This is a genomic window from Brevibacterium marinum (assembly GCF_011927955.1).
GTDB classification, from domain to species: Bacteria; Actinomycetota; Actinomycetes; order Actinomycetales; family Brevibacteriaceae; genus Brevibacterium; species Brevibacterium marinum.
The window spans coordinates 1,177,915-1,203,680 of record NZ_JAATJN010000001.1 but is presented as its reverse complement, the minus strand read 5'-3'; the positions used below and the strand labels follow the sequence as shown (position 1 = coordinate 1,203,680).

Sequence of the window (25,766 nt, the reverse complement as noted above, 5' to 3'; positions counted from 1 at the left end):
CACGCCAGTTCCCGTGCGCACGGTTCAGCTGTCCCTCCCGAGCTGGAAGTGGATGCGGTCGAGGTCGGCAGCGGTGTCGAAGTCGGCGACGACGCTCGGGTCCACGTCGACGAGGGTGGGCGCCAGCCCGGAGAACAGCCACTTGACTGCACCGTTCGTGGGGTCTTCGATGGCGTCCAGACGCGCGAGCAGCAGCCTGCTCGGCCACGCGGTGCAGAGGAACTGCGTCTTCCCTCGATCATCGGCCCCCGAGGCCGGAGCCCCCGTCCGCGCACAGGCGTCGATCAGATCGCCGAGGTGGTCGGCAGTGATCAGCGGCATGTCCCCGGCCAGCACCAATGTGACCGCCTCGGCCTCACCTGCGTCGACAGCCGGAAACGCAGAACACGCCGCTGCGATCGCAGCCAAGGGACCGGTGAAGGCCGGTTCCTCACGAACGGAATGCACGGAATCCGTCTCCGTGGCCGACAGCCCGTCGCTCGGCCCGGCCACCCACACCTCGGCGTCGGGATCGAGCCTCCGAACGGTGCCGAGGATGCGCGAGATCACCGTGACGCCGTCCAACTCGACGGCGGGTTTGTGGATGCCGCCGAAACGGCTCGACCGGCCTCCGCTGAGAATGATCGCCCTGATCGTCATGGCCCGATCCTACGCTCGAGGCGCTGTTCGCCGAGGCTGCGCCGTTCGCCGACGGAATCCGCACGACATCTGCGAGCTCGGTGAGCAATACTGTCAGTCATGGCACCCACCCGAAACTGCACGGAGGATCCGAAAATGACGAAGTTCGATGTCGTCGAAGCATCCATCGCTGAACTGCGGGAGGCTCTCGAGGACCAGGCGACCACCTCGGCGGGGCTCGTCGAGGCCTACCAGGAGCGCATCGCCGCATTCGACGGACCGGACACCGAGACGAAGCTCAACTCCGTGATCGTGGCCAACCCGGATGCCCTCGCCGAGGCGGCCGCCTCCGACGACAGACGTGCCCGTGGTCAGACGCTGGGCCCCCTCGACGGGATTCCGTACACCGCGAAGGACAGCTACATGGTCACCGGGCTGTCCGTGGCTGCGGGCTCCCCCGCCTTCGCCGAACTCGTCGCGCAGAAGGACGCTTTCACGATCGAGCGCCTCCGCGCGGGCGGAGCCATCTGCCTGGGACTGACGAACATGCCGCCGATGGCCAATGGCGGCATGCAGCGCGGACTCTACGGCCGAGCCGAGAGCCCCTATAACGCTCAGTGGCTGACCAGCGCCTTCGCCTCGGGGTCCTCGAACGGCTCCGGCACAGCGACGACCGCGAGCTTCGCCGCCTTCGGCCTCGGCGAGGAGACCTGGTCCTCGGGCCGAGCCCCGGCCTCACACAATGGACTCATCGCCTACACACCCTCCCGCGGTGTCATCTCCGTTCGCGGCAACTGGCCGCTCGTGCCCACGATGGACGTCGTCGTCCCCCACACCCGGTCGATGGCCGACCTCGCCGAGGTCCTCGACGTCATCGTCGCCGACGACTCCGAGACCCGCGGGGACTTCTGGCGGGTCCAACCCTGGGTCGAGATCCCCGACTCGTCCGCGGTCCGACCCGACTCATACTTCTCGCTCCTGCCGGCCGGTGCCGACGCTGCTCGCTCCGTCCTGGCAGGCAAACGCCTGGCCATACCCAGGATGTACATCAATGCCGACGCCGAGGCCGGGACGAACCCCGAGGGCGGGATCGGCGGCCCCACCGGGCAGCGCGTCGAGACCCGCGCCTCGGTGATCGCGGCCTGGGAGGCCGCCCGGCGTGATCTCGAAGCCGCCGGCGCCGAGGTGGTCGAGACCGATTTCCCGGTTGTGAGCAACTACGAGGGCGACCGCCCCGGTGCCCCGACGATCAGTTCACGCGGCATCGTGAGCACCGATTACCTCGACCGGGAGATCAACGACCTCTCCGCCTGGGCCTGGGACGATTTCCTCGCCGCCAACGGCGACCCGAAGCTGGACGCCCTCACCGAGGTGGACGGAACGAGGATCTTCCCCCAGCCGGACGGTGCCCTCCCGGACCGCTACACCGGATTCGACGACGACATCGCCACATACCCGCAGCTGGCCAAGGACCGCCCCTACAGCTCGGTGACGGACATCCCCGAACTCGAGGACGGCGTCCGGGGTCTCGAGGTGACACGTCGGATCGACCACGAGAAGTGGATGGACGCCAACGGCCTCGACGCCGTCGTATACCCTGCCATGGCCGATGTGGGTCCGGCGGACATGGACGTCAACGAGGCTTCGGCGGACCTCGGCTGGCGCAACGGAACCTGGGTGGCCAACGGCAACCTGGTCCCGCGGCATCTGGGCATCCCCTCGGTGACGGTGCCGATGGGCACCATGGCCGACACCGGCATACCCATCGGACTGACGATCTCCGGACGCGGCTGGGACGACACCGCCCTCATCGAACTCGCCGCGGCATTCGAAGCCACCGGTGACCGGCGTGAGGAGCCGCCGCGCACGCCGAGGGTATGAATAGAACGGGTGTGAATAAAACTGAAACCTTCGGGTGAACTTGCCAGATTACTGGATCGTAGCGGTCGATCGGTGCGACAGTGTTGGACATGACCGATTTCTCTGTTCTCGCCGAACGTGCCTTCTCCCTGCTCGAGGCTCACCATCAGGACCGTCCGATCGTTCTGCCGACGGTGTGGGACGCCTGGTCGGCCCGCGCCATGGTCGAGTCCGGATTCGAGGCGCTGAGCATCGGCTCCCATCCGCTCGCCGACTCCGTGGGCTCGGCCGACGGTGAAGCCATGAGCCTCAGCCAAGCGCTGGCGGGCATCGCACGCGCCTGCGGGTCCGTGGACGTGCCCGTCACCGCCGATCTGGAGTCCGGTTATGACACCTCGGCGCCGGACCTCATCGCCGGCCTCCTCGAAGCCGGTGCAGTGGGTCTCAACATCGAGGACACGGTCCACAGCGAGGGACGGCTGCGCAGCCCGGAGGAGCATGCGGAGTACATCGGCGATCTGCGGCGAGCGGCCGAGGCGCAGCGGGTGCATGTGGTCATCAATGCTCGCACCGATGTGTTCAAGAGTCCCGGAGACTTCGCCGATCCCACCGCCGAGGCGGTCCGTCGGCTCAATCTGTGTGCCGAGGCGGGTGCCGATTCCGTCTATCCCGTCAGGCTGCCCGACGTCGCGACTCTCAAGACTCTGCTGTCCCAGGTCACGCTGCCGCTCAATGTCACGGCTCACCCCATCAAGGGTGCCGTCCCCGGCGAGCTCGACCTCTCCCAGCTGCAGGATCTCGGGGTGAAGCGGGTGACGTTCGGCCCCCTCCTGCAGGCGACGATGCATGACTACTTCGCCGAGTTCACCCGGAACTGGCACTGATCCGCCAACCGCAATGATGAGGAGCCGCAATGCCTGAGAATCTCCGTGAAGGACAACCCGTCTGGATCGATTACACCTGCCACGAGTTCGAGTCCACGACCAAGTTCTACTCAGAGATCTTCGGCTGGGAGTTCGAGGATCAGGGGCCCGACTTCGGCCATTACCACATGATCACGAAGGACGGAGCCGCCGTCGGCGGTGCCATGCGCGCCGTGAACATGGACGGCTCACCGAATCCGATGATCCCGGCGATGTGGACGACCTACCTGCACACGACCGACATCGCCGACACCTATGCGGCGGCACTCACCGCCGGTGCCGCGCCCGTCGCCGAGCCGATGGCAGTCGGGGCACTCGGCCAGATGGCGGTCATCACCGATCCCACGGGCGCAAGTGTGGGCATGTGGCAGCCCGGTGACTTCACCGGTTTCGACACCCCGCTCACTCCCGGGACCCCGGTGTGGTTCGAACTCATGACCGTCGACTACCCCGTCGCCACCGAGTTCTACCGGAACGTCTTCTCCTTCGACATCGTTGCCATGGAGAGCTTCCCGTATGCGACCCATGGCACCGAGGAGAACGCCGTCGCCGGAATCTGCGACGCCGCCGAATGGTCCCAGGTCTCCTTCTGGCGTGACTACATCAACGTCTCGGACACGGATGCCACTGCGACGCGGGTGGCCGAGCTCGGCGGCAAGGTGCTCGCCGGCCCCGAGGACTCACCGTACGGGCGCATCGCCACCGTCACCGATCCCGAAGGAGCGACGTTCCAGCTCCAGCAGAATCCGTGAGCGAACGCGTCACCCCCGCAGAGCCAGCGCGAACGGCAGCACCGCGGTGGCACCCGCCTGCCTGAGCAGTCGTGCACCGATCGCCATCGTCCAGCGGGAGACCACTTCGTCGTCGACGAGAAGCACCGATTTCCCGGCCACGGCCTCCTCGACCTCGGGCGGGACGACGAAGGCATCGTGGAGGTCCTTGACGCGGAAGGCACTGTTGACCTCCGGGCTGCCGTGGTCATGGACCTGCAGCAGTTCGCCGCCGTCGATGAGCCTGCCCGCAGCGGCCAGGTTCGCTGCCAGTGACCTCACGGTCGTCGGCCTACGCACGCTCGGCACCGACACGACGACCTCGGGGCGGATGTCCCAATCCCACTGGCCGAGGACTTCGAGGCACCACCTGCCAATCTGAGCGGGCACCTCGGCGTCGGGGGCGTCCGGAGCAAGGAATGAGCGCAGGGTCTGCCCCTGCCCCAGGTCGCTCAGTCGAGCGATCGCCCGGCCTTCGGCGGCGAGCTCGTCGGCGGGAATCCGGCCCTTGAGGGGGACGCCGATGTTGGCCAGTCCGCTGGGCCAGGTGCTGCGGGGGTCGATGGGCAGGCCGATGCGATGCAGAGTCCCTGCCGTCGCCTGCCTGTTCTCGTCCGAGATCTCCGCCGACCACCATGCTCCCGCGCAGTTGTCACAGCGCCCACAGGGGCGTGGATCGGGGTCGTCGAGCTGGCGGATGAGGAACTCCATCCGGCATTCGCCGGTCGATTCGTAGTCGAGCATGGCCTGCGCCTCGGCGGCGCGCACCGCCGCGACCTTTTCGTACCGTTCCTGGTCGTAGGTCCAACCCTGGCCGGTCGAGATGTAGCCGCCCTTGATCTTGGTGACGGCGTCCTCGACCTCGAGGGTCTTGAGCAGCAGCTGGAGGCGGGTGCGTTTGGTGCCGACCAGCGTCTCCAAGCGGGCGACGGACAATGGGCCGTCCGCCTCGGCGAGGGCGTGGAGAACCGCGTTCGCATCGGTCTGGCTGGGCATCGACGCGGTGGCGAAGTAGTTCCAGATCTCCTGATCCTCGGCGCCGGGCAGGAGCAGGACGTCGGCCGAGTCCGTTGCGCGCCCGGCGCGTCCGACCTGCTGGTAGTAGGCGACGGCCGACGACGGGGCGCCGACGTGGATGACGAAACCGAGGTCGGGTTTGTCGAAGCCCATGCCCAGCGCCGAGGTGGCCACGAGCGCCTTGAGTCGGTTGTCCTTGAGCTGCTGCTCGAGGTCTGCTCGTTCCTCGGCATCGCTGCGGCCGGTGTAGGCGCGGACTTCGTGGCCCTGGTCGCGCAGGATACGCGTGATGTCCTCGGCGGCGCTGACCGTGAGCGTGTAGATGATGCCCGAGCCCGTGAAGTCGCCGAGGTGGGAACTCAACCAGGCGATGCGTGCACTCGCATCGAGTCCGGGCAGGACGCCCAGCCGGAGGGAGTTGCGGGCCAGCTCGCCGCGGACGACGGTGGTGTCCTGCCCGAGCTGTTCGGCGACGTCGGCGACGACACGGGAGTTGGCAGTGGCGGTCGTGGCCAGGACCGGGGTGCTTCCCGGCAGCTCGGTCAGGATATGTCCGATGCGTCGGTAGTCGGGGCGGAAGTCATGACCCCAGTCCGAGATGCAGTGCGCTTCGTCGACGACGATGAGGCCGAGGAACGCCAGCAGCTGCGGCAGGACCTCGTCCCGGAACTGGGGGTTGTTCAGCCGTTCGGGCGAGACGAGGAGGACGTCGAGGCTGCCCGCCCTGAGGTCGTCGAGGACAGCGCCCCATTCGGTGACGTTGGAGGAGTTGAGGCTGGCTGCTCGCACCCCGGCACGCTCGGCTGCGGCGATCTGGTCGCGCATGAGTGCCAGCAGCGGGGAGATGATGAGGCTCGGTCCGGTGCCTGCCGCTCGAAGCATGCGGGTGGCCACGAAGTACACGGCCGATTTGCCCCAACCGGTGCGCTGGACCACGAGGACGCGCTTCTTCCCGACGACGAGATCGCGGATCGATTCGAGCTGACCGTCCCGGAACTGCGCGTCGGGGTTCGCGGTGAGCTCGGCCAGGATGTGCTGTGCCTCAGCGGTGAATTCTTCGGCGTCGATGGTCGCTGCGTTCGGGATGGATTCGGTCATGGCGCCAGTCTAGATGTCGGCACTGACGCGACCCTCAGCGCAGCGCGAGTTCGACGCCGAGGGTCGCGAGGACTCCGGCGAGCACACCCCACAGAATGATCGAGATGATCTGCCAGAATGTCACGGCGTTGCGGTCGGCGCCGAATCCGACCATGGCCATCGAGGTGATCTGCGAGGGCAGAAGCGTCTGTCCCAGCAGTGAGACTCCGGGGACTCCGAATCTGTCGAACATGCGCTTGAGCCGCTGTCGTTTCTGCGAGGGCTCGGTGTCCTTGTCCTTCCTCGCCTTGTCGCGGATCGCTCCGGCACCGTAGACGAAGGCGAGCATCGAGATCACATTGCCGATGATCGCCATGAGGATGGCGATGACAGGATGGAGTCCGATCGCGACGCCGATGACGGAGCCGAGGTAGGACTCGATGAAGGGGATCGCGGAGACGAGGATGATGCCCGCCCACTGCAGCCAATCAGGGATCGAACCGGCGAAGTTTTGGATGCTCTCGATCATTGTGCGGCTCCATTCTCATCGGGGTGGAGTCTCGGTCGAGGTTCGACGCGAACGTCCGACGCTCTTAGTACGATGTACTGGTACGTTGTACTATACAGAAGGCGGGGTCGAAGCGCGAGACCGATTCGGGAACGCGGGAGGGAACGGAGTACGAATGTCCAAACGCGATGACATCATCTCGGCAGCGATCCGGCTGGCCGAAGCGTCCCCACCCGGGCAGGCCAGCCTCAGCGTGCGAGCGGTCGCCAAGGAGGCCGGGATCGGCGCCTCGACGCTGCGCCATTACTTTCCCACCCAGTCCGACCTGCATGAAGCGATCGCTCGCGGTTCCATGGACATCGCGGTCAAGGACTTCTCCATCGCCGATTCCAGCCTGGATCCCGCCGAGCGCCTCTTCGCGTGCTGCGCGCAGTTCCTCCCCACACACGCACACCGCGATGCGCAGCTCGAGCTGTGGTTCACGATGCACTTGAGTGCGCTCGGCCCCGATCGGCGTGACGTGTCCCGGCGCCTCCTCGAGTACGGGCACGACGTCACCTACGACTGTCTGCATCGCTGGCTCGGGATACTGGCAGAAGAGGGCCATATCGATCCCGCCGAGGCGGGCCCGTCGGCGATCGCTCTTTTCACGATGCTCGACGGGCTGGCTCTGCACTCGATCGTCACCCCCGACAGGGTGACCGTCGATGCCGCGCTTCAGCAGCTGAGATGGCTGATCGCGAAGGTGCTCGAGCCGAGAAGCTGAGCACCTTCATCGCATCTGCGCGGCGGCACGATCGAGCGCCTCGGTGAGGCGGCCGAGCTTCTGCGAGGCCAGATTCCAGTGATGCCAGTAGAGGTCCACGTCGATGTTCGGCTCGTCCGAAATCGGCACGAGGTCATCGCTGAGGTCCCCCAGCTGCATGATGGGGATGAGCCCCCAGCCGACACCGGCCTCGACTGCGACCGCGAACTCCGAGGAGCTGGGCACCACGGACATCGGCGGGACCGTGGTGGCCCCTGCCCGCCGGAGAAAGGCGAACTGCAGGTCATCGTCCTTGCCGAAGTTCACCATCGGCAGGGATCCGAGATCCACCTCGGCGAGGGAGCCGTGATCATCGGGGTGGGCACCGTGCTTCTCCAGCAGACCTTTCGTCGCGACGGCGACGTAGCGCATCGACCCGAGTCTCTTGACCTGGGTACCGTAGCCGCCGGACTCCGCCGAGGTGATCGTGCCCAGCACCTCCCCCGAGGTCAGGAGGGGCAGGGCCACATTCTGGTCGGCGACCTCGATGCGGATGACGATGTCGTCCCATTCGGCAACCTCGGCGAAGATCGGCCGGAACCAGGTCGCCAGCGAATCGGCGTTGACCCCGATCCGCAGCACCGTCGGCTCTCTCCCTCTCCTGGCTCCGCTCGCCTCGCCTTCGCCGGGAGCATCGACGTCGATGCCGTGGAGACGATCCATGGTTTCGGACTCGAGGAGCTCGATCTCCCGCGCATATTTGAGCACCGCTTCCCCCGCCTCGGTGACGGTGATGGGGTTCGTGCGACGGATGAGCACTTGTCCCAGTCGGGATTCGAGGGTGCGGATGCGCTGGCTCGTCGCCGATGGGGTGACGCCGAGGACGAACGCTCCGTCCTCCACCGTGCCCTCGTCGACGACGGCAGCAAGGGCCTTGACGTGATCGATGTTCATGAAACAATTGTGCATCAAGTAAAGATTATGTTGTTTTTCTTATCAGCGAGAGCGTCATAGTCTTTTCGGGTGCTCACTCATCTCATCAGCGGGACCCTGGCCGGTTGGTCGCTCATCATCGCCGTCGGACCCCAGAACGCCCTCGTCCTGCGTCAGGGCATTCGGCGCGAACACCTCGGCGTGGTGCTCGGCATCTGCATCCTCGCCGACACCCTGCTCATCACGGCCGGCACGGTGGGTATCGGTGCGATCGTGTTGGTGGCGCCGTGGGCGCTGGAGATCCTGCGGTGGCTGGGTGTGGCCTATCTGCTCTGGTACGCGTGGGACAGTCTGAAATCTGCACGCAGGGCCTCGGGTCTCGAAGCTGATACGCACCAGCGCAGCCTGAAGTCCGTCGTCGTCACGACCCTGGCCCTGACATTCCTCAATCCGGGCGTCTACCTCGACACGGTGGTCATGCTCGGCAACCTCGCGAATCAGCAGGGGTCCGGCGGTGTCTGGCCGTTCACGATCGGGGCGATCCTGGGATCGATCACGTGGTTCCTCGGCATCGGCTACGGCGCCCGCGGGCTGTCGGGGTATCTGGCTCGGCCGCGAGTGTGGCAGATCCTCGACATCCTCATCGCGATCGTGCTGGTGGTCCTGGCCCTGCGGCTTGCGTTCGGGTAGCACCCAGCTGCAGCGAGGGGACATCAGCACCACGTCGGCTGTCTACCATCGTCGTCGTGCAGAAGGGTGTTGCCCAGATCGCTATGTCCGCGCCGATGGATACTGTGGCAGGCATGGACTCCCGAGTCGATCTCCCATTGCGGTCAGTGTCCCGACACGCGCACTCCCCGCCTGAGCTCAGCCCCTGGTTGCGCGATCTTCCCGCTGTCCGGGACTTTCTCGACGGTGTCGAGTTCGAGCGCACCACCGTCGTCGTCGGAGAGAACGGTTCGGGCAAATCAACGCTCATCGAAGCGCTGGCCACCGCACTCGATCTCCCGCACGGGGGCGGTACGGGCTGGGAAGTGCGCGACCACGCCGAGGCTGTTCCCGAACTGCGCGACCACGTGCAGATCGTGCGCGGGGCGGCGTCGAAACGCGGTGCGTTCTTCCTCCGCGCCGAGACCATGCACGAGAACATGGCCCATCTGATTGGGATCGGCGCCGGTCGCGGCCATGTGTATTCCCAACAGTCACACGGTGAGATGTTCATCGAGATGCTGACAGGCAAGTTCATGGACCTGGGGCTCTGGATCCTCGACGAACCGGAGAGCGCGCTGTCCTTCACCGCCTCCCTGACGCTGCTGCAGCTCATCCGCGAGCGAGATCGCGCGGGGCTGCAGACCATCATGGCCACGCACTCCCCCGTCCTCGCACGGGCAGAGGGAGCCAAACTCGTCGAGGTCGGCGAATGGGGACTGCGCGAATCCACATGGGATCACCTCGACATGGTCGACCATTGGAGGCGCTTCCTCCACGAACCCCGGCTCTACCTGCGGCATTTCGATGGGGAATGAACTCCGCCTCGGCGGGGGATCAGCGCTACAACGACAGGCTCGGATGCAGCTGGGTGAGTGTGACCGTCCGCTTCCGACCGCAGACGAGCACCGTCGCCACCAGGCAGATCGCGGTCATCAGCAGCAGAACGACCGCCGATTGGGCGGCGATGAACATGTCACCGCCGGCGATGAGGGCCCGCAGACCCTCGACCGCGTGCGTCATCGGCAGGAACGGCGAGATGATCTGGAATATGCCGGGCGCCGTCTCAACCGGGTAGGTCCCGCCCGCCGAGGCGATCTGGACCATGAGCAGAACGAGCGCGATCAGTCTGCCGACACCGCCCAGGGCCGCGACACAGAGCTGGTGGACCGAATGGAAGCTGGCCGCGACGAGGATCGAGAACAACAGGGTCCACACCCAGCTCCCGACGGAGAAGTCGAGGGCGAAGCTGAGCACTCCGTAGAGCACCGCCACCTGCGCGACTCCGAACAGGATGCCGGGCACGTAGCCGGCCCAGGCGATGCGAGTCGATTTCGCCGATGACATCAGCGCGCGATAGGGAATGGCGTTGATGACCATGTAGGTGATCATGCCGCCGATCCACAGCGCCAGGGAGACGAAGAAGGCGGCAAGGCCCTCACCGTAGGCGTCGACGGCGTTGTCCTTGACCTTCTCGGCGTCGACGGGCATGGCGACGACGTCGGAGCGGTTCTCTCGATCGGACTTGTCGTAGGTCGGGATCTGCTTGAGCCCCTCGGCGAGTTTGTCGGCGAGCTCGCCGGAACCGTCGACGAGCTTCTTCGCCCCCTTGTCGAGTTCGTCCGAACCGTCGGCGAGCTGTGAGGATCCGTCCTTGAGATCGGCGACACCGGTCTTGGCCTGTTCGGTTCCGTCCTTGAGCTTGATGGTGCCGTCATGGAGGTCACCGGCGCCATCGGCGAGGTCGCCTGCGCCCGTGTCGAGCTCGATGAGACCGGAATGCAGGTCATCGGCCCCGGTGGAGACCTTCTGCGCCCCATCGTCGAGTGTGCCGATCTTCTGATCGGCCTGCTTGATCTTGCCCATGACGTCGTCGACGGCGTCCTTGACCGGATCCTCCAGATCCTTCGCCTCATCGGCCGCATTCGAGGCGCGGCCGTGGGCCTCGTCGAGATCCCCGCCGAGGTTGTCCATGTCCTCGGCGAGCTTCGCCACATTCGGATCGTCCGGGTAGTCTTCGCGCAGCTGAGCGACTCGCTCGTCCATGTCACCGGTGACCGTCTCATGTGCGGAGTCGAAGTCCTCCTCCGCGCGGTCGAGTTTGGGCCGAGCTCCCTCGACGAGGTCGTCGGCGCGATCGCGCAGGTCCTCGGCCTTGTCGGTGGCCTCGTCCGCAGTGTCGCGCAGCTGCGAGGTTCCGTCGGCGACCTGACCCGCTCCGGTGGAGAGCTTCTTCGCGCCGTTCTTCGCCTCGGTGGTGCCTGTGGCCAGGGTGTCGGCGCCCGTCTTGAGATCACCGCTGCCCGTGACCAGCTCGCCCGCTCCGTCGTCGAGGTCGCCGATGCCGGTCTGGAGCGTGCCGACTCCCTCGTCGAGGGTGTGGGCGCCGTCGGAGAGTTCGCCCGTACCGTCGTGCAGATCGACCGCGCCGTCATTGAGCTGGGAGGCGCCGTCGACGGCCTGCTCGGTCGAGGAGTGGATGTCGTTGAAGCCGAGATAGACCTCGGAGACGTATTCGGCGGTGGTGGTCGCGTTGAGGCTCGATTTGATCTCGTTGAGAATCGTGCCGGCCACCTGGCCGACGATGAAGTTGTGCGCGTCGTCCGTGCGCAGATTCAGCCCGGCCTGGTCGGGATCGTTCCCGCCGGTCGAGACGAGCCGCTCGGAGAAGTTCGAGGGGATCTCGAGGACTGCGAAGTACTCGCCTTCGGCCAGGCCGTCTTCGGCCTCCTTCGCCGATGTCTCCTGCCAGTCGAAACCGCCTTCGCCCTCGGGAGTGATCTGATCGACGAGCTCGTCTCCGGCATGGAGCTCTTCGCCGTCCGATTTCGGCCTCTCGGCACCCTCGTCCGTGTTGACCACGGCCGCTTTGAGCTGGTCGAGGTTGTCGGTCGGGGCCCAGTTCGAGGCCAGGTACAGGCCTCCGTAGATCGCGGGGATGACGGCCACGACGATGATCGCCAAACGGGTGATCGTGTGCCGTTTGAAACGACTGAGTTCGAGCCAGGGCAGTGAGAACATCGAAGAAACACCTTATTGTCGGATCAGGTTCGCAACGGGTGGGGCACTCGCCTCAGTGCCGTGGGTGCTGTGTCAGGGGCAGTTCGCTCACCGAGGTGGGCGAGACTTCCGTATGCAGGGCTTCGAGGACGAGGTCGACCTCGGAGGAATCCTCGCAGGAGGCGATCACCGTGAGCGGGCGCTCAGGCTCGCGTTGACGGCGCAGCTCCTGATAGATGAGGATCGCCGCCCACGCACGTGCCCGGTCTCCGCGATCGCGCAGGAAGTCGATATTGTCGAGCACGACGACCGGGGCCTGGGCGAGGCTGGCGAGACCGAGCTCGAGGAGGAACTTCTGCAGCTCGCTGAGCTCTGAGACGAAGGCCCTGCCCTCCTCGTCGATGAGGAAGTCGGCATGCCTGGCGTCCGTGGCGGAGAACTGCCCCTCGGGGAGGCGGTCGATCACCTCGGTGGCGGAGTCGAAAGTGTCGCGGATGACGTCGATGACCTCGCGCAGAGAGGACTTCGAGACCCACGGTTTGTACCAGGGCTGAAGCATGATGAGCCGTTCGGCGATGTGCTGGGCGAGGGTGAAGTCGTCCTCCAGGTCGGTCAGCCCGTCGATATGGCCGACGCTGACCTCCTCGCGGGCACGGCGGGCCTGCTTGCGGATGTCGAATTCGCCCACTTGGCCCTCACCGGTGTCCACGCGCATGCGTCCGGCGATCGAGAGCAACAGGGAGGTTTTGCCCGTCCCGGCCGGCCCTTTGATGATGGCGACGGCTCCGGCGGGCACGTCGAGGTCGATCCCGGAGAAGACGTTTCCCTGTTTCCCCGACATCCCCCACTCGCGGAGGCTGACCTGGACCGCTGCCTGCTCTGTCTCCTCGGCGAGTTTCTGCGAGGTGCTCTGCATTTCTACTGCTCCCAGTGTCTGCGACTGTGTCGACCGATCGTGCCGGCCGATGACGCCGGGAACGCGGTCTGGCGCGTTCCACTGCCGAGCACATTACGCCACATGGGCGCTGACGGGCGTTCCGTTTGGCACAAATAATGTTACCGATAGGTAACTATAGTGGTCGACGACGAGAATCCCCGCAGACTCCCCCGTGAATGTCCGCAATCCCACAAAAAGTCGATAATGGAAGAATGAGCACTGGACAGACGGGCCTGACGCACCTGCAGAGCAAGTGGGGGCTGAGCCCCGGCACCCTCACCCCTGGATGCTTCGCGTCCGTGATGGCGACGGGCATCATGTCGGTCGGTGCACACCTCAAGGGCCTGATGATTCTCTCGACCGCCCTGTTCTGGGTGGCCGTGGTTCTCTACATCTTCTTTCTCACGCTCATCATCTGGCGAGCCTGTTCCCACAACGACGAGCTGCGCGCCGATCTCCACAACCCTTCGAAGGCCTTCGGATTCTTCACCTTCGTTGCAGCGACGAATGTCCTGGCCACAGCATTGGAGGGCCAGGCCCACTTCCGCGTCGCGCTCGCGGTCTTCTGCCTCGGCCTCCTCGCCTGGCTGCTCCTGGGCTATCTCATCCCCTTCTCCGCCGTGCTCGGCTCCTCGACGTCGCCCATCCTCACGCAAGTCAACGGCACGTGGTTCGTCTGCGTGGTCGCCGCCCAGTCGGTTGCGGTCGCCGCGTCGGGACTCATGGCGAATCTCCCGACCCCGGGAGCCGAGCCGAATTTCAGCGCCGGGCTCGCAGTCATCGCGGTCATCGCCTGGAGCGTCGGCGTCGGCCTGTATCTCGCCTGCGCCGTCTTCGTGGGCATGAGGGCCCTGATCCACCGGATCGGCCCCGAGGATCTCGATGCCCCGTATTGGGTGATGATGGGGGCGCTGGCCATCTCCGTGGTGGCGGGATCGAAGATCCTCGAGGGCGGGGCAGCACCGATCTTCGCGGCCACGACGCTCATCGTGGCCGGCACCTCGGCGATCCTATGGGCGATCTCGACCTGGCTCATCCCCGCACTCGTCCTTGCCGGGCTGTGGCGGCACTTCCGTCACCGCATCCCACTGGGGTATTCGGCCGGATTGTGGAGCATGGTCTTCCCACTCGGCATGTACTCCGTGGCGAGCACCAACGTCGGACGGGTCGACGAGGTGCCCGTCATCTCGTGGATCGGCGCCCAGTGGTACTGGATCGGCCTCTCCGTCTGGGCGATCGTCTTCTGCGGAATGGTGTGGTCGTTCGTGCGGTCGACGAAGGCGCGGACCTCGGCGAACTCAGCGACCTCAGCCCCATCGAACTCTGTCGGTTGAGCGTCGCGACAGGCTGAATGCGGCCGGTTGATTGCGGCAAGCTGATCGCGACTTCGCGGAAGCGGCGCCGCTGGAGCATCACGCCCAACTACCCCCACGCCCTACATCTGCAACGGTGCGTTTTGTGACTGCCGGTGCGTTTTGTGGCTGCCGGTGCGATTCGCAACCGGCGCGACAGGGACTCGACTCAGCAGATCAGCGATTCGGTGATGCGAGCGCCGGCCTCGACGAGCAGACGGCCCACCCGCTCGTGGTCATGCTCGAGAAAGCTCGTCAGCGGCATCGAAATGGAGATCGCGGCGAGGGGGACGCCCTGCTGAGTCACGACGGGGACGCCGACCGCCGCGATGTTCGTCCGCCACTCCGCATGATTGAGCGCATATCCGCGCTCACGTGTGAGGCGAACCTCGTCGAGGACCTCGGCGCGGTCGAAGTCCTGCTCGCGCGCCTCCCGGTCGAGGATCTCGGCCACGTCGGCCTCGGCCATGACCGACAGCAGTGAACGGCCGCTCGAGGTGGAGTGGAACATCGGGCGGGTGCCGAGTTCGAGGAACGTCCGGATCGGATTGGTCCCGTCGACCCGGGCGACGACCACGTGGTCGAGGCCGTCGAGCATGAGCAGGTGCATCGTCTCACCGATGACGTCGCGCACCCCGTTCATCTCCCGAACCGCCAACTGAGTGAGATTGCCCGCCGAGGCGGTGCTGAGCCCGATGATGAGCGCCCGATTCGTCAGCGACCACCGGGCCCGGTCCTCTCCGGAGGGGGTGACCCATCCCGCGTGAGCCAGCGTCTCGAGGCTCCTGTACGTCGAGGTCTTGGGCATCTCGAGCCTGCGGGCGAGCTCCGAGACCCCGATCTCCTTGTGTTCGGCCAATGCCTCGATGACCCGAAGTGCGTTGACAACGCTGCGGATCGGTCCTGCCGAGTTCGAACCGGTCACGAGTAGTGCTCCTTCGCGTGCTCCTCCGCCGTCTTGCCATTCAGGCGGGCCTTGACTTCGAACGATACCTCGTCAATGATAAACACGGATTGGAACGCCGTTCCAACTATTGGAACGCACGAAGGTCCCGCACCACACCCGCACCCGCACCACATCGGCAAAGGAGCCGCATCAGATGCCCCGAGAATCGCCCCCGTCCGCACCCGTCGGCGAGGACCGCACCAGCGCACCGCTCAGCGCCACCGCGGCGGGACTGACCGAACGACTGACCCATCTGGCAACGCAGTGGCAGGACCCGCACCCGGTCGAGACGAGCCAGGCGGGCGAACGCGCTTTCGTCGACACCCTGGCCTGTGCCATTGCGGCACAGGAGGAACCGGCGGTGAGGATCGCAGGCGGCGCATTCGCCTCGGGCGCGTCACACTCTCGAGTCCTCGGACTCCCCTACGCCGCCGGTACAGATCCGCAGACCATCGCCATCCTCGGCGGTCTGGCCGCACATGCGCTCGATTTCGATGACGTCGACGACGCCACGATCAGCCACCCCAGTGCTGTCCTCGTGCCCGCTCTGCTGGCACTGAGCGCAGCGCGTGATCTGTCGGGACAGACCGTCGTCGACGCCTACACCCGCGGCACCGTCGCCGGCCGCATCATCGCAGCGGACATCGGCATCGAGCGCCATTACGAGCTGGGCTGGCATTCGACCTCGACGATCGGCACCGTGGCGGCGGCGGTGGCCACGAGCTGTCTCCTCGGACTCGATGCCGCCGCCACCCGTCACGCCCTCGGCGTCGCGGGATCGCTTGCCGCCGGCAGCCGCCAGAATTTCGGCACGATGACCAAACCGCTCCACGCCGGGATAGCGGCCAGCAACGCCGTCCTCGCCGCGCTCCTGGCCGAAGGCGGTTTCACCGCCGACGCCTCGCAGCTCGAGAGCCCGCTGGGCTTCCTCGCCCTGCATTCGCCCGGCACCGTCAGCAACGGCACCGCGGCGACGGTCACCACCGCAGACTCAGTGGCCGAGCCGATCGGTCTCAACATCAAGGCGTACCCGTGCTGCTACTACATCCAGGCCGCGGCGGACGCCGTCTCGGATCTGACGGAGTCCGGTCTGCGTGCCGAGGACATCGCGACCATCGAGGTCTGCGTCCAACCGGGAGGCCTCGTCCCCCTCATCCACCATCGCCCGATCACCGGCCTGGAGGGAAAGTTCAGCATGGAGTACGCGATCGCCGCGATGCTCCTCGACCATGAACTGACGCCGCAGTCATTCACCGATGCCGCCGTCAATCGCGGCGCGGCGCAGGAGCTCATCCCCCGCGTCGTTCCGACGACGAGTCAGCTGCCGCCGATCGGCGCGGCCGAGTGGACCGACGGCTACGCGGTCGTCACGGCCACGTCGAAGGACGGGCACACTCGCACGCATCGGGTCGACCGCCCGCGCGGACATGTCACCCGACCACTCGACGAGGACCGTCTGCGGGCGAAGTTCGACGGCTGCCTCGCCTTCGCCGGACTCGCTGCCGATGACGAGACCTATTCCGCGCTGCGCCGGCTGTCCTCGCGGTCGTCCATGGCCGACTTCGCCCAGATGCTCGTGGCCTCGGTGACTCCCGCCGAGGTGGCCCTGCCGTGAGCCCCGAACCCACCCCGGACCTCCCCTTGGCCGGCATCACCGTCCTCGCCCTCGAACAGGCCGTCGCCGCACCCTTCGCCTCACGACAGCTGGCCGATCTCGGAGCCCGAGTGATCAAGGTCGAACGCCCCGACGGAGGCGATTTCGCACGCGGCTACGACCGCACTGTGACAGGCAACCGCACGGTCACAGCCGACCGCACGGTCACGGGCGATGCGACGCCCACACAGGCCACCGACTCCGACGCCGATGCCGACGCCACCCTGTCCTCGGCGTTCCTCTGGCTCAATCGGGGCAAGGAGTCCGTCACTCTCGACATCAAGTCCGAGGACGGGGCGGCGAGCCTCGAACGCCTCCTCGCCGGTGCCGATGTCTTCATCGAGAACCTCTCCCCCTCCGCGGCCCGCCGCGCCGGACTGGACCCGGCCTCCGTGCAGATCAGGCACCCGAACGTCATCGCGTGCTCCATCTCCGGATACGGGGAGACCGGGCCGATGGCCGACGCGAAGGCCTACGATCTGCTCATCCAGGGCGAGACCGGCATGATCGCCCTCACCGGTGACGGCGACATGATGGCCAAGGTCGGCATCTCGATCGCGGACATCGCCGCGGGCAGCTACGCCTATTCCTCGATCCTCGCCGCCCTGCTCCACCGGTTCCGCACCGGACGGGTCGAGCCCGTGCGGATCTCCCTCTTCGACGCCCTCTCCGAATGGCTGGGCTATCCCCTGCACTACGCGCTCCACAGCGGACGGGAACCGGCCCGCCGCGGCACCTCGCATGCCACGATCGCCCCCTACGGCGCCTTCGCGACCGGCGACGGAAACGTCATCCTCTTCGCCGTGCAGAGCGAACGGGAATGGGCGCGCTTCTGCGAAATCGTCATGTCCGATGCCGCACTTGCCATCGACGACCGCTTCGACTCGCAGCACTCACGCGTGGCCAACGCCGAACTGCTCGACGAGATCATCACAGCCCGGCTCTCCCAGCTCAGGCAGGACGAGGCCCTCGCCCTCCTCGCCGACGCCGACATTGCGGTGGCTCGGCTCAACGCAATCACCGATCTCGCCGAGCACGAACAGCTCCTGGCCCGCCGCCGGTGGACCGACACCCCGACCCCGGTGGGACCGATCCGCACCCTGCTCCCGCCCTGGGTCCCAGGCCCGCAGGGACGCGAGTACGGAAGCGTGCCCCGCCTCGGCGAACACACCCGATCCGTGCTGGCGGAATTCCCACCGGCCGATACAGAACCCGCGACCGATAGGACGGCACACACATGACCACGCACACCGGCTGGCACGGCAGATTCTTCGAGGACTTCGTCGTCGGCGATGTCTACGAGCATCCGCTGGGGCGAACCGTGACCACGACCGACAACATGTGGTTCACGCTGCTGACCCAGAACACGGCGCCCGTGCACTTCGACCACGAATACGCGAAGAGGACGGAGTTCGGTCAGCCCCTGGTGAACTCCGCGTTCACGCTCTCCCTCGTCACCGGACAGACCGTCGGCGACGTGTCGCAGAACGTCTTCGCCAACCTCGCCTGGGACAAGATCAAGCTGCCCAATCCCGTGTTCGAGGGCGACACCCTGCACTCACGCACCACGGTCCTCGACCGGCGCGAATCGAACTCGCGTCCCAGCGTGGGCATCGTCAGCGTGGCGACCGAAGGATTCAATCAACGCGGCGAAATCGTCGTCAGCTTCGAGCGGACCGTCATGGTCTACCGGAGAGGCTTCGGCCCCCGCGCCGAGGCGAGCACACCGACACCAGCAGAGGAGAACTGAACGATGAGCAACGAGGACTCCACCGATATCCGCATCGATCTGCGCGGACTGGTCGACAAGATCTGCGCCGAATTCCCGGACGAGTACTGGCGGCAGATGGATGAGGAGAAGGCCTACCCCGAAGCCTTCGTCGACACGCTGACCACGACGGGCTGCCTCGGCGCCCTGGTCCCGGAGGAATACGGCGGACTGGGGCTGGGACTCGGCGATGCCTCGGTGATCCTCGAGACGATCAACCGCAACGGGGGCAATGCCGGCCCCGTCCACGCTCAGCTCTACACGATGGGCGCCCTGCTGCGCCACGGCAGCGACGAGCAGCGCACGAAGTATCTGCCCGGCATCGCCTCCGGTCAGCTGCGACTGCAGGCGTTCGGCGTCACCGAGCCCACCGCAGGCACGGACACGACGAGCCTGCGCACGACCGCGGTCCGCGACGGCGACGAGTACGTCGTCAACGGCCAGAAGGTCTTCATCTCCCGCGTCCAGCATTCGGATCTCATGATCCTGCTCGCCCGCACCACCCCTTTGGACCGGGTCGAGAAGAAGTCCCACGGCCTCTCGCTGTTCATCATCGACATCCGCGAGCTCGACGGGCTCACGGTCAGCCCCCTGAAGACCATGGTCAACCATGAGACCAATGAACTGTTCTTCAACGACATGCGGATCCCCGCCTCAGCGCTCATCGGGGAGGAAGGACGCGGCTTCCGCTACGTCCTGGACGGGATGAACGCCGAACGCATCCTCATCGCCGCCGAATGCATCGGTGACGGACGCTGGTTCGTCGACCGCGCGGCGAAGTACGCCGGCGAGCGTGAGGTCTTCGGACGCCCGATCGGGGCGAACCAGGGCGTTCAGTTCCCGATCGCGAGAAATCACATCGACGTCGAAGCCGCCGATCTCATGCGCTGGAAGGCCGCCGATCTCTTCGACGCGGGCCAGCCCTGCGGTGCCGAGGCGAACATGGCCAAGCTCCTGGCCGCCGACGCCTCATGGAGGGCCGCGGACACCACGCTGCAGACCCACGGCGGCTACGGAATGACCACGGAGTACGACATCGAGAGGAAGTTCCGGGAGACCCGGCTCTACCAGGTGGCACCGATCTCGACGAACATGATCCTCTCCTTCGTCGGACAGCACGTCCTGGGCATGCCCCGTTCATTCTGAGCCCTGCGACACCGGCAACCATCATTGGTCCTGAGATTTCAAGGAGGAGATTCACATGGACCGCTCCACTCCGAAGGCGATGACCGACACTCCGGTCGGTCGGCGCAGCATGTTGGCCCTCGCCGGCCTCCCACTGCTGCTGGCCGGCTGCGGGACGGTCGGAACGACCTCCCTGACCAGAGGCGGACGCTCAGCATCCGACGTCAGGGTCGCCACCTACCTCACTCCGTCCTACAAGGACCTCTACCCGGGCATCGAGATGTTCGTCGACACCGCGGCCGAGGCCGAAGGCGTCAGCGTCGATCTCTACGATTCGGGCACACTGCTCAATGCCGAACAGACGATCCCCGGACTGCTCCAGGGCGTCGCCGACGTGGTGGTGCAGACGAGCTCCTACGTCTCGACGAGCTACCCCATCCTCGGCGTCTACGAGCTGCCCTTCGTCAACGAGGGGTTCGAACAGATCCGTCGAGCACTGGCCTTCGACGGGCCGCTGACCCAGCTCATCAATGAGACCCTGCGGCCGCGTGGACTCGTCAGCCTCGGATCGATGCCGACGACTCCCGAGTGGCTCTTCACCGTCGACCGTCCGGTCGAGAAGCCCGAAGACGTCCGTGGCCTGCGCATCCGCACGGCCGGTCACGTCGAAGGCGAAGTGATTCGCAAGCTCGGCGGTTCACCGGTGTCGATGTCGTCGGCCGAACTCTATGAGGCCCTCGAGCGGGGGACGATCGACGGCATGGTCAGCTACATGGGGACGGTCATCTCCCGCGACCTGCAGAACGTCCTCAGATTCGGGACCGAAGCCCACTTCGGCGACTACAGCGTCGACGCCTACGCGAATGTCGACTGGTACGACGCTCTGCCGAACGCCACCCGAGAGGCGCTGCGCAACGGCGGCAGAATGCTCAACGAACAGGGGACGGACCACCAGGTTGCGGTTCATGAGGACACATACCGCGGGATCATCGAGAGCTCCGGAGTCGAGGTCCTCACGCTCGATGAGCAGCAGACCACAAGGTTCCGGAAGGCAACGACTCCGGTCCTCGAATGGTGGAAGCAGAAGGTCGACGATCCCGACCTTGTCGAGAGGGCGCTCAAGTTGGTGAGGTCGGCATGAGCAAAGAACCGCAGCAGCGACAGATCTTCCATCAACCCTCCAAATCGCCGAGGCGGACCAACCGAGTCCTCGGGCCCCTCGCCGATGCCCTGGTGGCCGTGACCGCGGGCATGCGGGTCGTCTCCGGGATCGTCATCGTCATCATCATGCTCGTCACCGGCTATGACGTCATCATGCGCTACATCTTCGCGAAACCGCTCGAGTGGTCGCTGCCGGTGAGCATGCTCGGGCTCGTCGTCATCGTCATGTTCGCCGTCCCCAATATCGCCGCCCAGCGCTCACACATCGCGATGGATCTCTTCTACCGCAAGTTCAGCGCTCGGGGGAAACTCGTCGCCGACATCATCACGAACACCGCCACGCTGCTCTTCAGCATGGTCGTCGGACTGACGGCGGCCGGCGCCTCCGCGAACTTCCTCACCGGAGGCTTGCGGACTTCGGGCAACTTCAATCTCCCGGTGTGGATCGACTACGCGGTCGTGGCCGTGGGACTGCTCGTGCTCGCGCTGGTCGTCATCCTCATGCCCTGGCAGACGCGCACCGCGCAGAATGCTGAGGAGACCGACGAGGAACCCACCGATACTGCCCGAGGGGGCAACCATGACTGAAGCCCTTGTCGTCACCGCAGCAGTGATCCTCCTGCTGTTCCTCATCATCATCCGCACGCCGATCTTCATCGCCCTCGGCGTCTCCGGACTGCTCGGGCTCTTCGTCGTCGAGGGCTTCTCCGGCATCCAGCAGATGCCGATCGCCTTCGTCAGCCAATTGGAGAACTACTCACTCGTGGCCGCGCCCATGTACATCCTCCTCGGCGAGATCCTCGTCGTCGGAGGACTGGGGCAGGCGATCTTCCGGGCGGCGCATCAATGGCTGGCACGAATCCCCGGCGGTCTCGCGCTCGCATCGGTCGGTTCCTCGACCGTTTTCGGGGCAATGTCGGGAGTGTCCATCTCCTCGGTCGCCGTCGTCGGCCGGATGGCTGTGCCGGAGATGCTGCGCCGTGGCTACAACCCGGGTCTCGCCTCGGGTTCGGTCGTCGCCTCCGGAGCTCTGGCGATGCTCATTCCGCCGAGTCTCATGTTCATCCTCTTCTCGTCGATCAGCGGGGCAGGCGTCGGCGAGCTCTTCGCCGCCGGCCTGATCCCCGGTCTGCTCCTGGCCGTGCTGATGATGAGCTTCGTCGTCCTCGTCGCCACGATCAGGAAGGACCTGGCCCCGCGGACGACGGAGACGATCACATGGGCGTCGAGGTTCGCCTCTCTGGTGAAGATCGTTCCCGCCATGGCGCTCATCATCGTCGTCCTCGGATCGATCTACACCGGTCTGGCCACCGCCACCGAGGCGGCCGCGATCGGCACCATCGGGGCAGCGCTCATCGTCGGACTGATCGATCGGGCGCTGACCTGGGCCAACGTCAAGAAGATCCTCATCGAGACGACGAAGATCTCCGGCAGTCTGCTCATCATCGTCGGAGCGGCGTTCGCGTTCACACAGCTGCTCGTCGTCGTCCGGGCGCCGGAGGCCATCACGGGCGCGGTGAGTTCGCTGAGCCTGCCCCCGGTGCTCATCGCGATCGTCGTGCTGCTCATCATCGCAATGCTCGGATGTCTCGTCGACGCGGCATCGCTGCTCCTCGTGGTCACACCCATCGTGCTGCCGATCTTCACCACGCTCGGCTACGACCCGATCTGGGTGGGCGTCATCCTCGTCGTGACTCTCGAGACCGCAGTGATCACACCGCCGGTGGGTCTCAACCTCTACACGATGAAGTCGGTGGTGCCGGAGCTCGACATCGCCGACATCGTCAAGGGCGCGGTGCCGTACCTGTTCATCGAGTTCGCGCTCATCGTGCTCCTCGTCTGCGTGCCCGCGATCGTGACCTGGTTCCCGAGCATCTCCGCCGCCTGACGCTGCCCGGCGGAGCGGCCGCCTGGTGGAGCTGCCTGTCCGCGAAGCACAAGCGCCGCGGAACGCCCCGCGAGTCATACTTCCTACAGTTGCAGCGGTAGGGGTTGTCGGCTCCGGGGCGTCATGCAGAACGAACTGTATGAGTTGGCTGCAACGGTGCCCTGCGCCGCGGAGGGTATGAACTGGCTGCTACCGTGTTGCGCCAGAACCCGTGTTGCGCCAAAAACCTTGTCACAGCATAAAGCTGCCGCATGCAGGGTATGCATGCGGCAGCTTCACGTCTGCTCGGCCTGCACGTCTGCTCCAGACGCGGACCCTCCTGAGGTCCCGCTCAGGCAGTCACGCTGCGACGATCACACGTCGAAGCGCTGGCCCTCCGGCCTGGGAGGCAGGATGGTCAGCACGATCACAATGATCGAGCCGACGCTCGGAATGAGGCTGAGGAACCAGAACGGTCCGGCGAGGTTCGCGTCGTGCAGACGGCGCCATGCCACCGCAAGCGTGGGAACGATCAGTGCCAACCCGATGAGAAGGGACAGGATGCCTCCGATCAGGAGCAGCGCCAGGCCCGGCCCGGAAGGCTCAGGTGGTGCCGTTGCATACGGATCGGCGACAGCCGGACCGCTGACCATGACCGAACCGATGATGACGAGAATCATCGGAACGATCTGAACCAAAAAACTGAACAGATACACCCACCAGTATTCGCTGCGTGAGGCGCGCCCCGAGAAGGTGGCGTACTTCTTGAAGAAACGCTTGACGGCTTGGCCGAATGATGCGCCGTAGAGCGGAAGGGAGAGGTCTTCGGGGCTGGAAGCTCCGCGGATCTGACCGTCAGGACCCATCGCCGAAGGACCCATCGCCGAAGGGCCGGGACCCCCAGGGCCTGAAGGATAGGCATTGTTCGCGTTATAGGCGCTGTTCGCATCGTAGGACATGATGACCTTCGTGTTAGGAATAGATTCGCTGTGCAATGAAGTGCGCTACCAATTGTGCTACACAACGGCCGAGATTCCTGTATCGGCTCCGTTGCAGATCTGGAACCAGGAAGCCGTCCACACCAGGCAGCCGCATCAGCGAAGGACCATCCCAGGACCCGACCGACCGGATCCGACCGAAGAGATTCGGGCCCGACGGACACGCAGACACGAGCCGCGGACGCCGGCTCGGCCATCAGCGCGGACGGACTGGGCATGGCCACAGGCGATTTCACCCTGTTGCCACCGACACAGGGAACGGTGAACGTCTGCCGCCTGTGCGGCCCTGCTCCGACTCCGCGCGGGTGCCCTGCTGATGCGAAACGGCACCGCATACACGGCGCTCATGCTGATCCTCGCATGGCAATTCGACGCGGCGGTGTACGGGCCGCTCGCCGCTGAGCACGGGCGATTCCTGGGAGTCGGTGTTCCCGCGGAGTCGGTGAACTCGGCTCAGGCGTCTCCGCCGGTGAGCGCATAGGCCTCGTCGACCGGGGATTCGTCGATGTGACCGTCGACCCGGCGCAGGGCCCTCCACCCGATGGCGATGACGACGACGGATAGGAGTACCGCCGCGGAGCCGAAGAAGTACGGTGCACCGGTGCCGATCGATTCGGAGACGGACCCGGCGACGATCGGAGCCACGGCACCACCGATGAAGCGCACGCCCGAGTAGGTTCCCGACGCGACGGGACGGGGCAGGTCCGTGGCCTCCATCGCCGATTCGGTGAAGACCGTGTTGAGCACGCCCAGAATGAGTCCGGCGACGATCACGCAGATGATGATGCCCACGAACGAGTCGACGAGGAACGCCATGACGGCCAGCAGCACTGCGAGCGCGACCAGAGAGACGACGAGGCTGCGGCGACGGCCCATGCGCTTGGTCAGGATCGGTGCGCCGAAGACCGAGGTGATGGCCACGCATATTCCCCAGCCGAAGAACACGTAGCCGAGCCCCATCGCACCGAAGTCCTCGATGCCCATCTTCGCTGCGGCCGCTTCGACCGGGAAGGGACTGTAGGCCAGGAGGATGAAGAACCCGAAGTTGTACAGCAGGGCGGCGATGCCCAGGACGCAGATGCCGGGGCGGGCGAGAGCGCGGAAGGTGGCGCCGAGTCTGATCGGCTCGGGCGAGGTCTTGAGGGAGTTCTCGCCTCCCGACTTCCCTCCGGGCAGGAGGATGACGATGGCGATGAAGCCGATGGCCATGAGGACAGCGGTGCCGAAGAACGGGCCGCGCCAAGAGATTCCGCCGAGCAGTCCGCCCAGCAGCGGACCGGTCGCGATGCCGACGCCCAGAGCCGCCTCGTAGAGGATGATCGCCTTGTCCGCCCCTCCGGAGGCCGCACCGACGATGGTCGAGAGCGCCGTGGAGATGAAGAGTGCGTTGCCCAGGCCCCAACCGGCCCGGAAGCCGATGATCTGATCGACGCTGCCGGAGAACCCGGCCAGAGCGGAGAACGCGACGATGAGGACCAGGCCGATGAGCAGCGTGGTCTTCGCACCGATCCGCGAGGAGACGAAGCTCGTGAAGAACATCATGCCGCCGGTGATGAACAGATAGCTGGTGAATAGCAGCATCGACTCCGCCGGCGAGGCGTTGAGCTCGGCGGAGATCGCGGGCAGAATCGGGTCGACCAGCCCGATGCCCATGAAGGCGATGACCGCGGCGAACGCGACCGCCCATACTGCTCGTGGTTGACGCAGAATAGAGGCTTCCGCCCCCTCCTCGTCGTTCATCTGTGCTTCATTACCCGGTGACACGCTCATTGCTGTTCCTGCGCACCCTTTCGTCGATA

The 25,766-nt window shown here is 65.8% G+C and carries 23 protein-coding genes; 14 read left to right on the top strand and 9 right to left on the bottom strand.

Going from position 1 to position 25,766, the window contains the following annotated elements:
- Positions 1-24: 24 nt before the first annotated feature.
- Positions 25-639 (bottom strand): molybdenum cofactor guanylyltransferase, encoded by a 615-nt coding sequence (gene mobA / locus BKA07_RS05230; RefSeq protein ID WP_167949965.1) that lies wholly within the window; start codon positions 637-639, stop codon positions 25-27.
- 135 nt (positions 640-774) lie between these two features.
- Between mobA and BKA07_RS05225 the strand changes: the two genes are divergently transcribed.
- From BKA07_RS05225 to BKA07_RS05215, 3 genes are all read left to right on the top strand, one after another.
- Positions 775-2,499 carry an amidase gene (locus tag BKA07_RS05225; protein WP_167949964.1) on the top strand — a complete coding sequence of 575 codons (1,725 nt, stop codon included), beginning with the start codon at positions 775-777 and terminating at the stop codon, positions 2,497-2,499.
- A gap of 89 nt (positions 2,500-2,588) precedes the next feature.
- Positions 2,589-3,362: an isocitrate lyase/PEP mutase family protein gene (locus tag BKA07_RS05220; protein ID WP_167949963.1), complete on the top strand. Its 774-nt coding sequence runs from the start codon at positions 2,589-2,591 to the stop codon at positions 3,360-3,362.
- Positions 3,363-3,391: 29 nt separating this feature from the next.
- The gene (locus BKA07_RS05215; protein WP_167949962.1) at positions 3,392-4,153 is read left to right on the top strand and encodes a VOC family protein; all 762 of its coding nucleotides are present in this window, start codon (positions 3,392-3,394) and stop codon (positions 4,151-4,153) included.
- 9 nt (positions 4,154-4,162) lie between these two features.
- Here the strand turns inward: BKA07_RS05215 and BKA07_RS05210 are convergent, their stop codons facing one another.
- Complete coding sequence (locus BKA07_RS05210) at positions 4,163-6,286, bottom strand: RecQ family ATP-dependent DNA helicase (protein WP_167949961.1); 2,124 nt, start codon at positions 6,284-6,286, stop codon at positions 4,163-4,165.
- A gap of 34 nt (positions 6,287-6,320) precedes the next feature.
- Positions 6,321-6,794 (bottom strand): hypothetical protein, encoded by a 474-nt coding sequence (locus BKA07_RS05205; protein ID WP_167949960.1) that lies wholly within the window; start codon positions 6,792-6,794, stop codon positions 6,321-6,323.
- A 154-nt stretch (positions 6,795-6,948) separates the two neighbouring features.
- Between BKA07_RS05205 and BKA07_RS05200 the strand changes: the two genes are divergently transcribed.
- On the top strand, positions 6,949-7,539 hold the full coding sequence (locus BKA07_RS05200) for a TetR/AcrR family transcriptional regulator (protein ID WP_167949959.1): 591 nt from the start codon (positions 6,949-6,951) through the stop codon (positions 7,537-7,539).
- Between the two features lie 6 nt (positions 7,540-7,545).
- Here BKA07_RS05200 and BKA07_RS05195 read toward each other — a convergent pair whose 3' ends face one another.
- The gene (locus tag BKA07_RS05195) at positions 7,546-8,472 is read right to left on the bottom strand and encodes an ArgP/LysG family DNA-binding transcriptional regulator (RefSeq protein WP_245161849.1); all 927 of its coding nucleotides are present in this window, start codon (positions 8,470-8,472) and stop codon (positions 7,546-7,548) included.
- A gap of 69 nt (positions 8,473-8,541) precedes the next feature.
- Between BKA07_RS05195 and BKA07_RS05190 the strand changes: the two genes are divergently transcribed.
- Together BKA07_RS05190 and BKA07_RS05185 are read left to right on the top strand one after the other, a co-directional pair.
- On the top strand, positions 8,542-9,141 hold the full coding sequence (locus BKA07_RS05190) for a LysE family transporter (RefSeq protein WP_167949958.1): 600 nt from the start codon (positions 8,542-8,544) through the stop codon (positions 9,139-9,141).
- Positions 9,142-9,254: 113 nt separating this feature from the next.
- Positions 9,255-9,977 carry an AAA family ATPase gene (locus tag BKA07_RS05185; protein ID WP_167949957.1) on the top strand — a complete coding sequence of 241 codons (723 nt, stop codon included), beginning with the start codon at positions 9,255-9,257 and terminating at the stop codon, positions 9,975-9,977.
- A gap of 25 nt (positions 9,978-10,002) precedes the next feature.
- Here BKA07_RS05185 and BKA07_RS05180 read toward each other — a convergent pair whose 3' ends face one another.
- Together BKA07_RS05180 and BKA07_RS05175 are read right to left on the bottom strand one after the other, a co-directional pair.
- A complete protein-coding gene (locus BKA07_RS05180) occupies positions 10,003-12,180 on the bottom strand; it encodes a YhgE/Pip domain-containing protein (protein WP_167949956.1) in 2,178 nt (725 codons plus the stop codon).
- A 52-nt stretch (positions 12,181-12,232) separates the two neighbouring features.
- Positions 12,233-13,075, bottom strand: a complete 843-nt coding sequence (locus BKA07_RS05175; protein WP_167949955.1) for an ATP-binding cassette domain-containing protein — start codon at positions 13,073-13,075, stop codon at positions 12,233-12,235.
- A gap of 233 nt (positions 13,076-13,308) precedes the next feature.
- Between BKA07_RS05175 and BKA07_RS05170 the strand changes: the two genes are divergently transcribed.
- Entirely contained in the window at positions 13,309-14,430 is a 1,122-nt protein-coding gene (locus tag BKA07_RS05170; protein ID WP_167949954.1) for a tellurite resistance/C4-dicarboxylate transporter family protein, read from the top strand.
- Between the two features lie 187 nt (positions 14,431-14,617).
- Here BKA07_RS05170 and BKA07_RS19725 read toward each other — a convergent pair whose 3' ends face one another.
- A complete protein-coding gene (locus tag BKA07_RS19725) occupies positions 14,618-15,373 on the bottom strand; it encodes an IclR family transcriptional regulator domain-containing protein (RefSeq protein ID WP_167949953.1) in 756 nt (251 codons plus the stop codon).
- A 175-nt stretch (positions 15,374-15,548) separates the two neighbouring features.
- Here BKA07_RS19725 and BKA07_RS05160 point away from each other — a divergent pair, with 175 nt between their 5' ends.
- The 7 genes from BKA07_RS05160 to BKA07_RS05130 are packed head-to-tail and all read left to right on the top strand — an operon-like array spanning position 15,549 to position 22,990.
- Positions 15,549-17,009, top strand: coding sequence for an MmgE/PrpD family protein (locus BKA07_RS05160; protein ID WP_167949952.1), 1,461 nt, complete (start codon positions 15,549-15,551; stop codon positions 17,007-17,009).
- Positions 17,006-18,289 (top strand): CoA transferase, encoded by a 1,284-nt coding sequence (locus BKA07_RS05155; RefSeq protein WP_167949951.1) that lies wholly within the window; start codon positions 17,006-17,008, stop codon positions 18,287-18,289. The genes BKA07_RS05160 and BKA07_RS05155 overlap by 4 nt, the downstream gene beginning before the upstream one ends.
- Entirely contained in the window at positions 18,286-18,798 is a 513-nt protein-coding gene (locus BKA07_RS05150; RefSeq protein WP_167949950.1) for a MaoC family dehydratase, read from the top strand. The genes BKA07_RS05155 and BKA07_RS05150 overlap by 4 nt, the downstream gene beginning before the upstream one ends.
- 3 nt (positions 18,799-18,801) lie before the next feature.
- Positions 18,802-19,962: an acyl-CoA dehydrogenase family protein gene (locus tag BKA07_RS05145; RefSeq protein ID WP_167949949.1), complete on the top strand. Its 1,161-nt coding sequence runs from the start codon at positions 18,802-18,804 to the stop codon at positions 19,960-19,962.
- Between the two features lie 55 nt (positions 19,963-20,017).
- A complete protein-coding gene (locus tag BKA07_RS05140) occupies positions 20,018-21,082 on the top strand; it encodes a TRAP transporter substrate-binding protein (RefSeq protein WP_245161848.1) in 1,065 nt (354 codons plus the stop codon).
- Positions 21,079-21,690, top strand: coding sequence for a TRAP transporter small permease (locus BKA07_RS05135; protein WP_167949948.1), 612 nt, complete (start codon positions 21,079-21,081; stop codon positions 21,688-21,690). The genes BKA07_RS05140 and BKA07_RS05135 overlap by 4 nt, the downstream gene beginning before the upstream one ends.
- A complete protein-coding gene (locus tag BKA07_RS05130; RefSeq protein WP_167949947.1) occupies positions 21,683-22,990 on the top strand; it encodes a TRAP transporter large permease in 1,308 nt (435 codons plus the stop codon). Before BKA07_RS05135 ends, BKA07_RS05130 begins: the two co-directional genes overlap by 8 nt.
- 353 nt (positions 22,991-23,343) lie before the next feature.
- Here the strand turns inward: BKA07_RS05130 and BKA07_RS05125 are convergent, their stop codons facing one another.
- Both BKA07_RS05125 and BKA07_RS05120 read right to left on the bottom strand, forming a co-directional pair.
- Positions 23,344-23,928, bottom strand: a complete 585-nt coding sequence (locus BKA07_RS05125) for a DUF805 domain-containing protein (RefSeq protein ID WP_245161847.1) — start codon at positions 23,926-23,928, stop codon at positions 23,344-23,346.
- 492 nt (positions 23,929-24,420) lie between these two features.
- Positions 24,421-25,737, bottom strand: a complete 1,317-nt coding sequence (locus tag BKA07_RS05120; RefSeq protein WP_245161846.1) for an MFS transporter — start codon at positions 25,735-25,737, stop codon at positions 24,421-24,423.
- Positions 25,738-25,766: the final 29 nt, after the last annotated feature.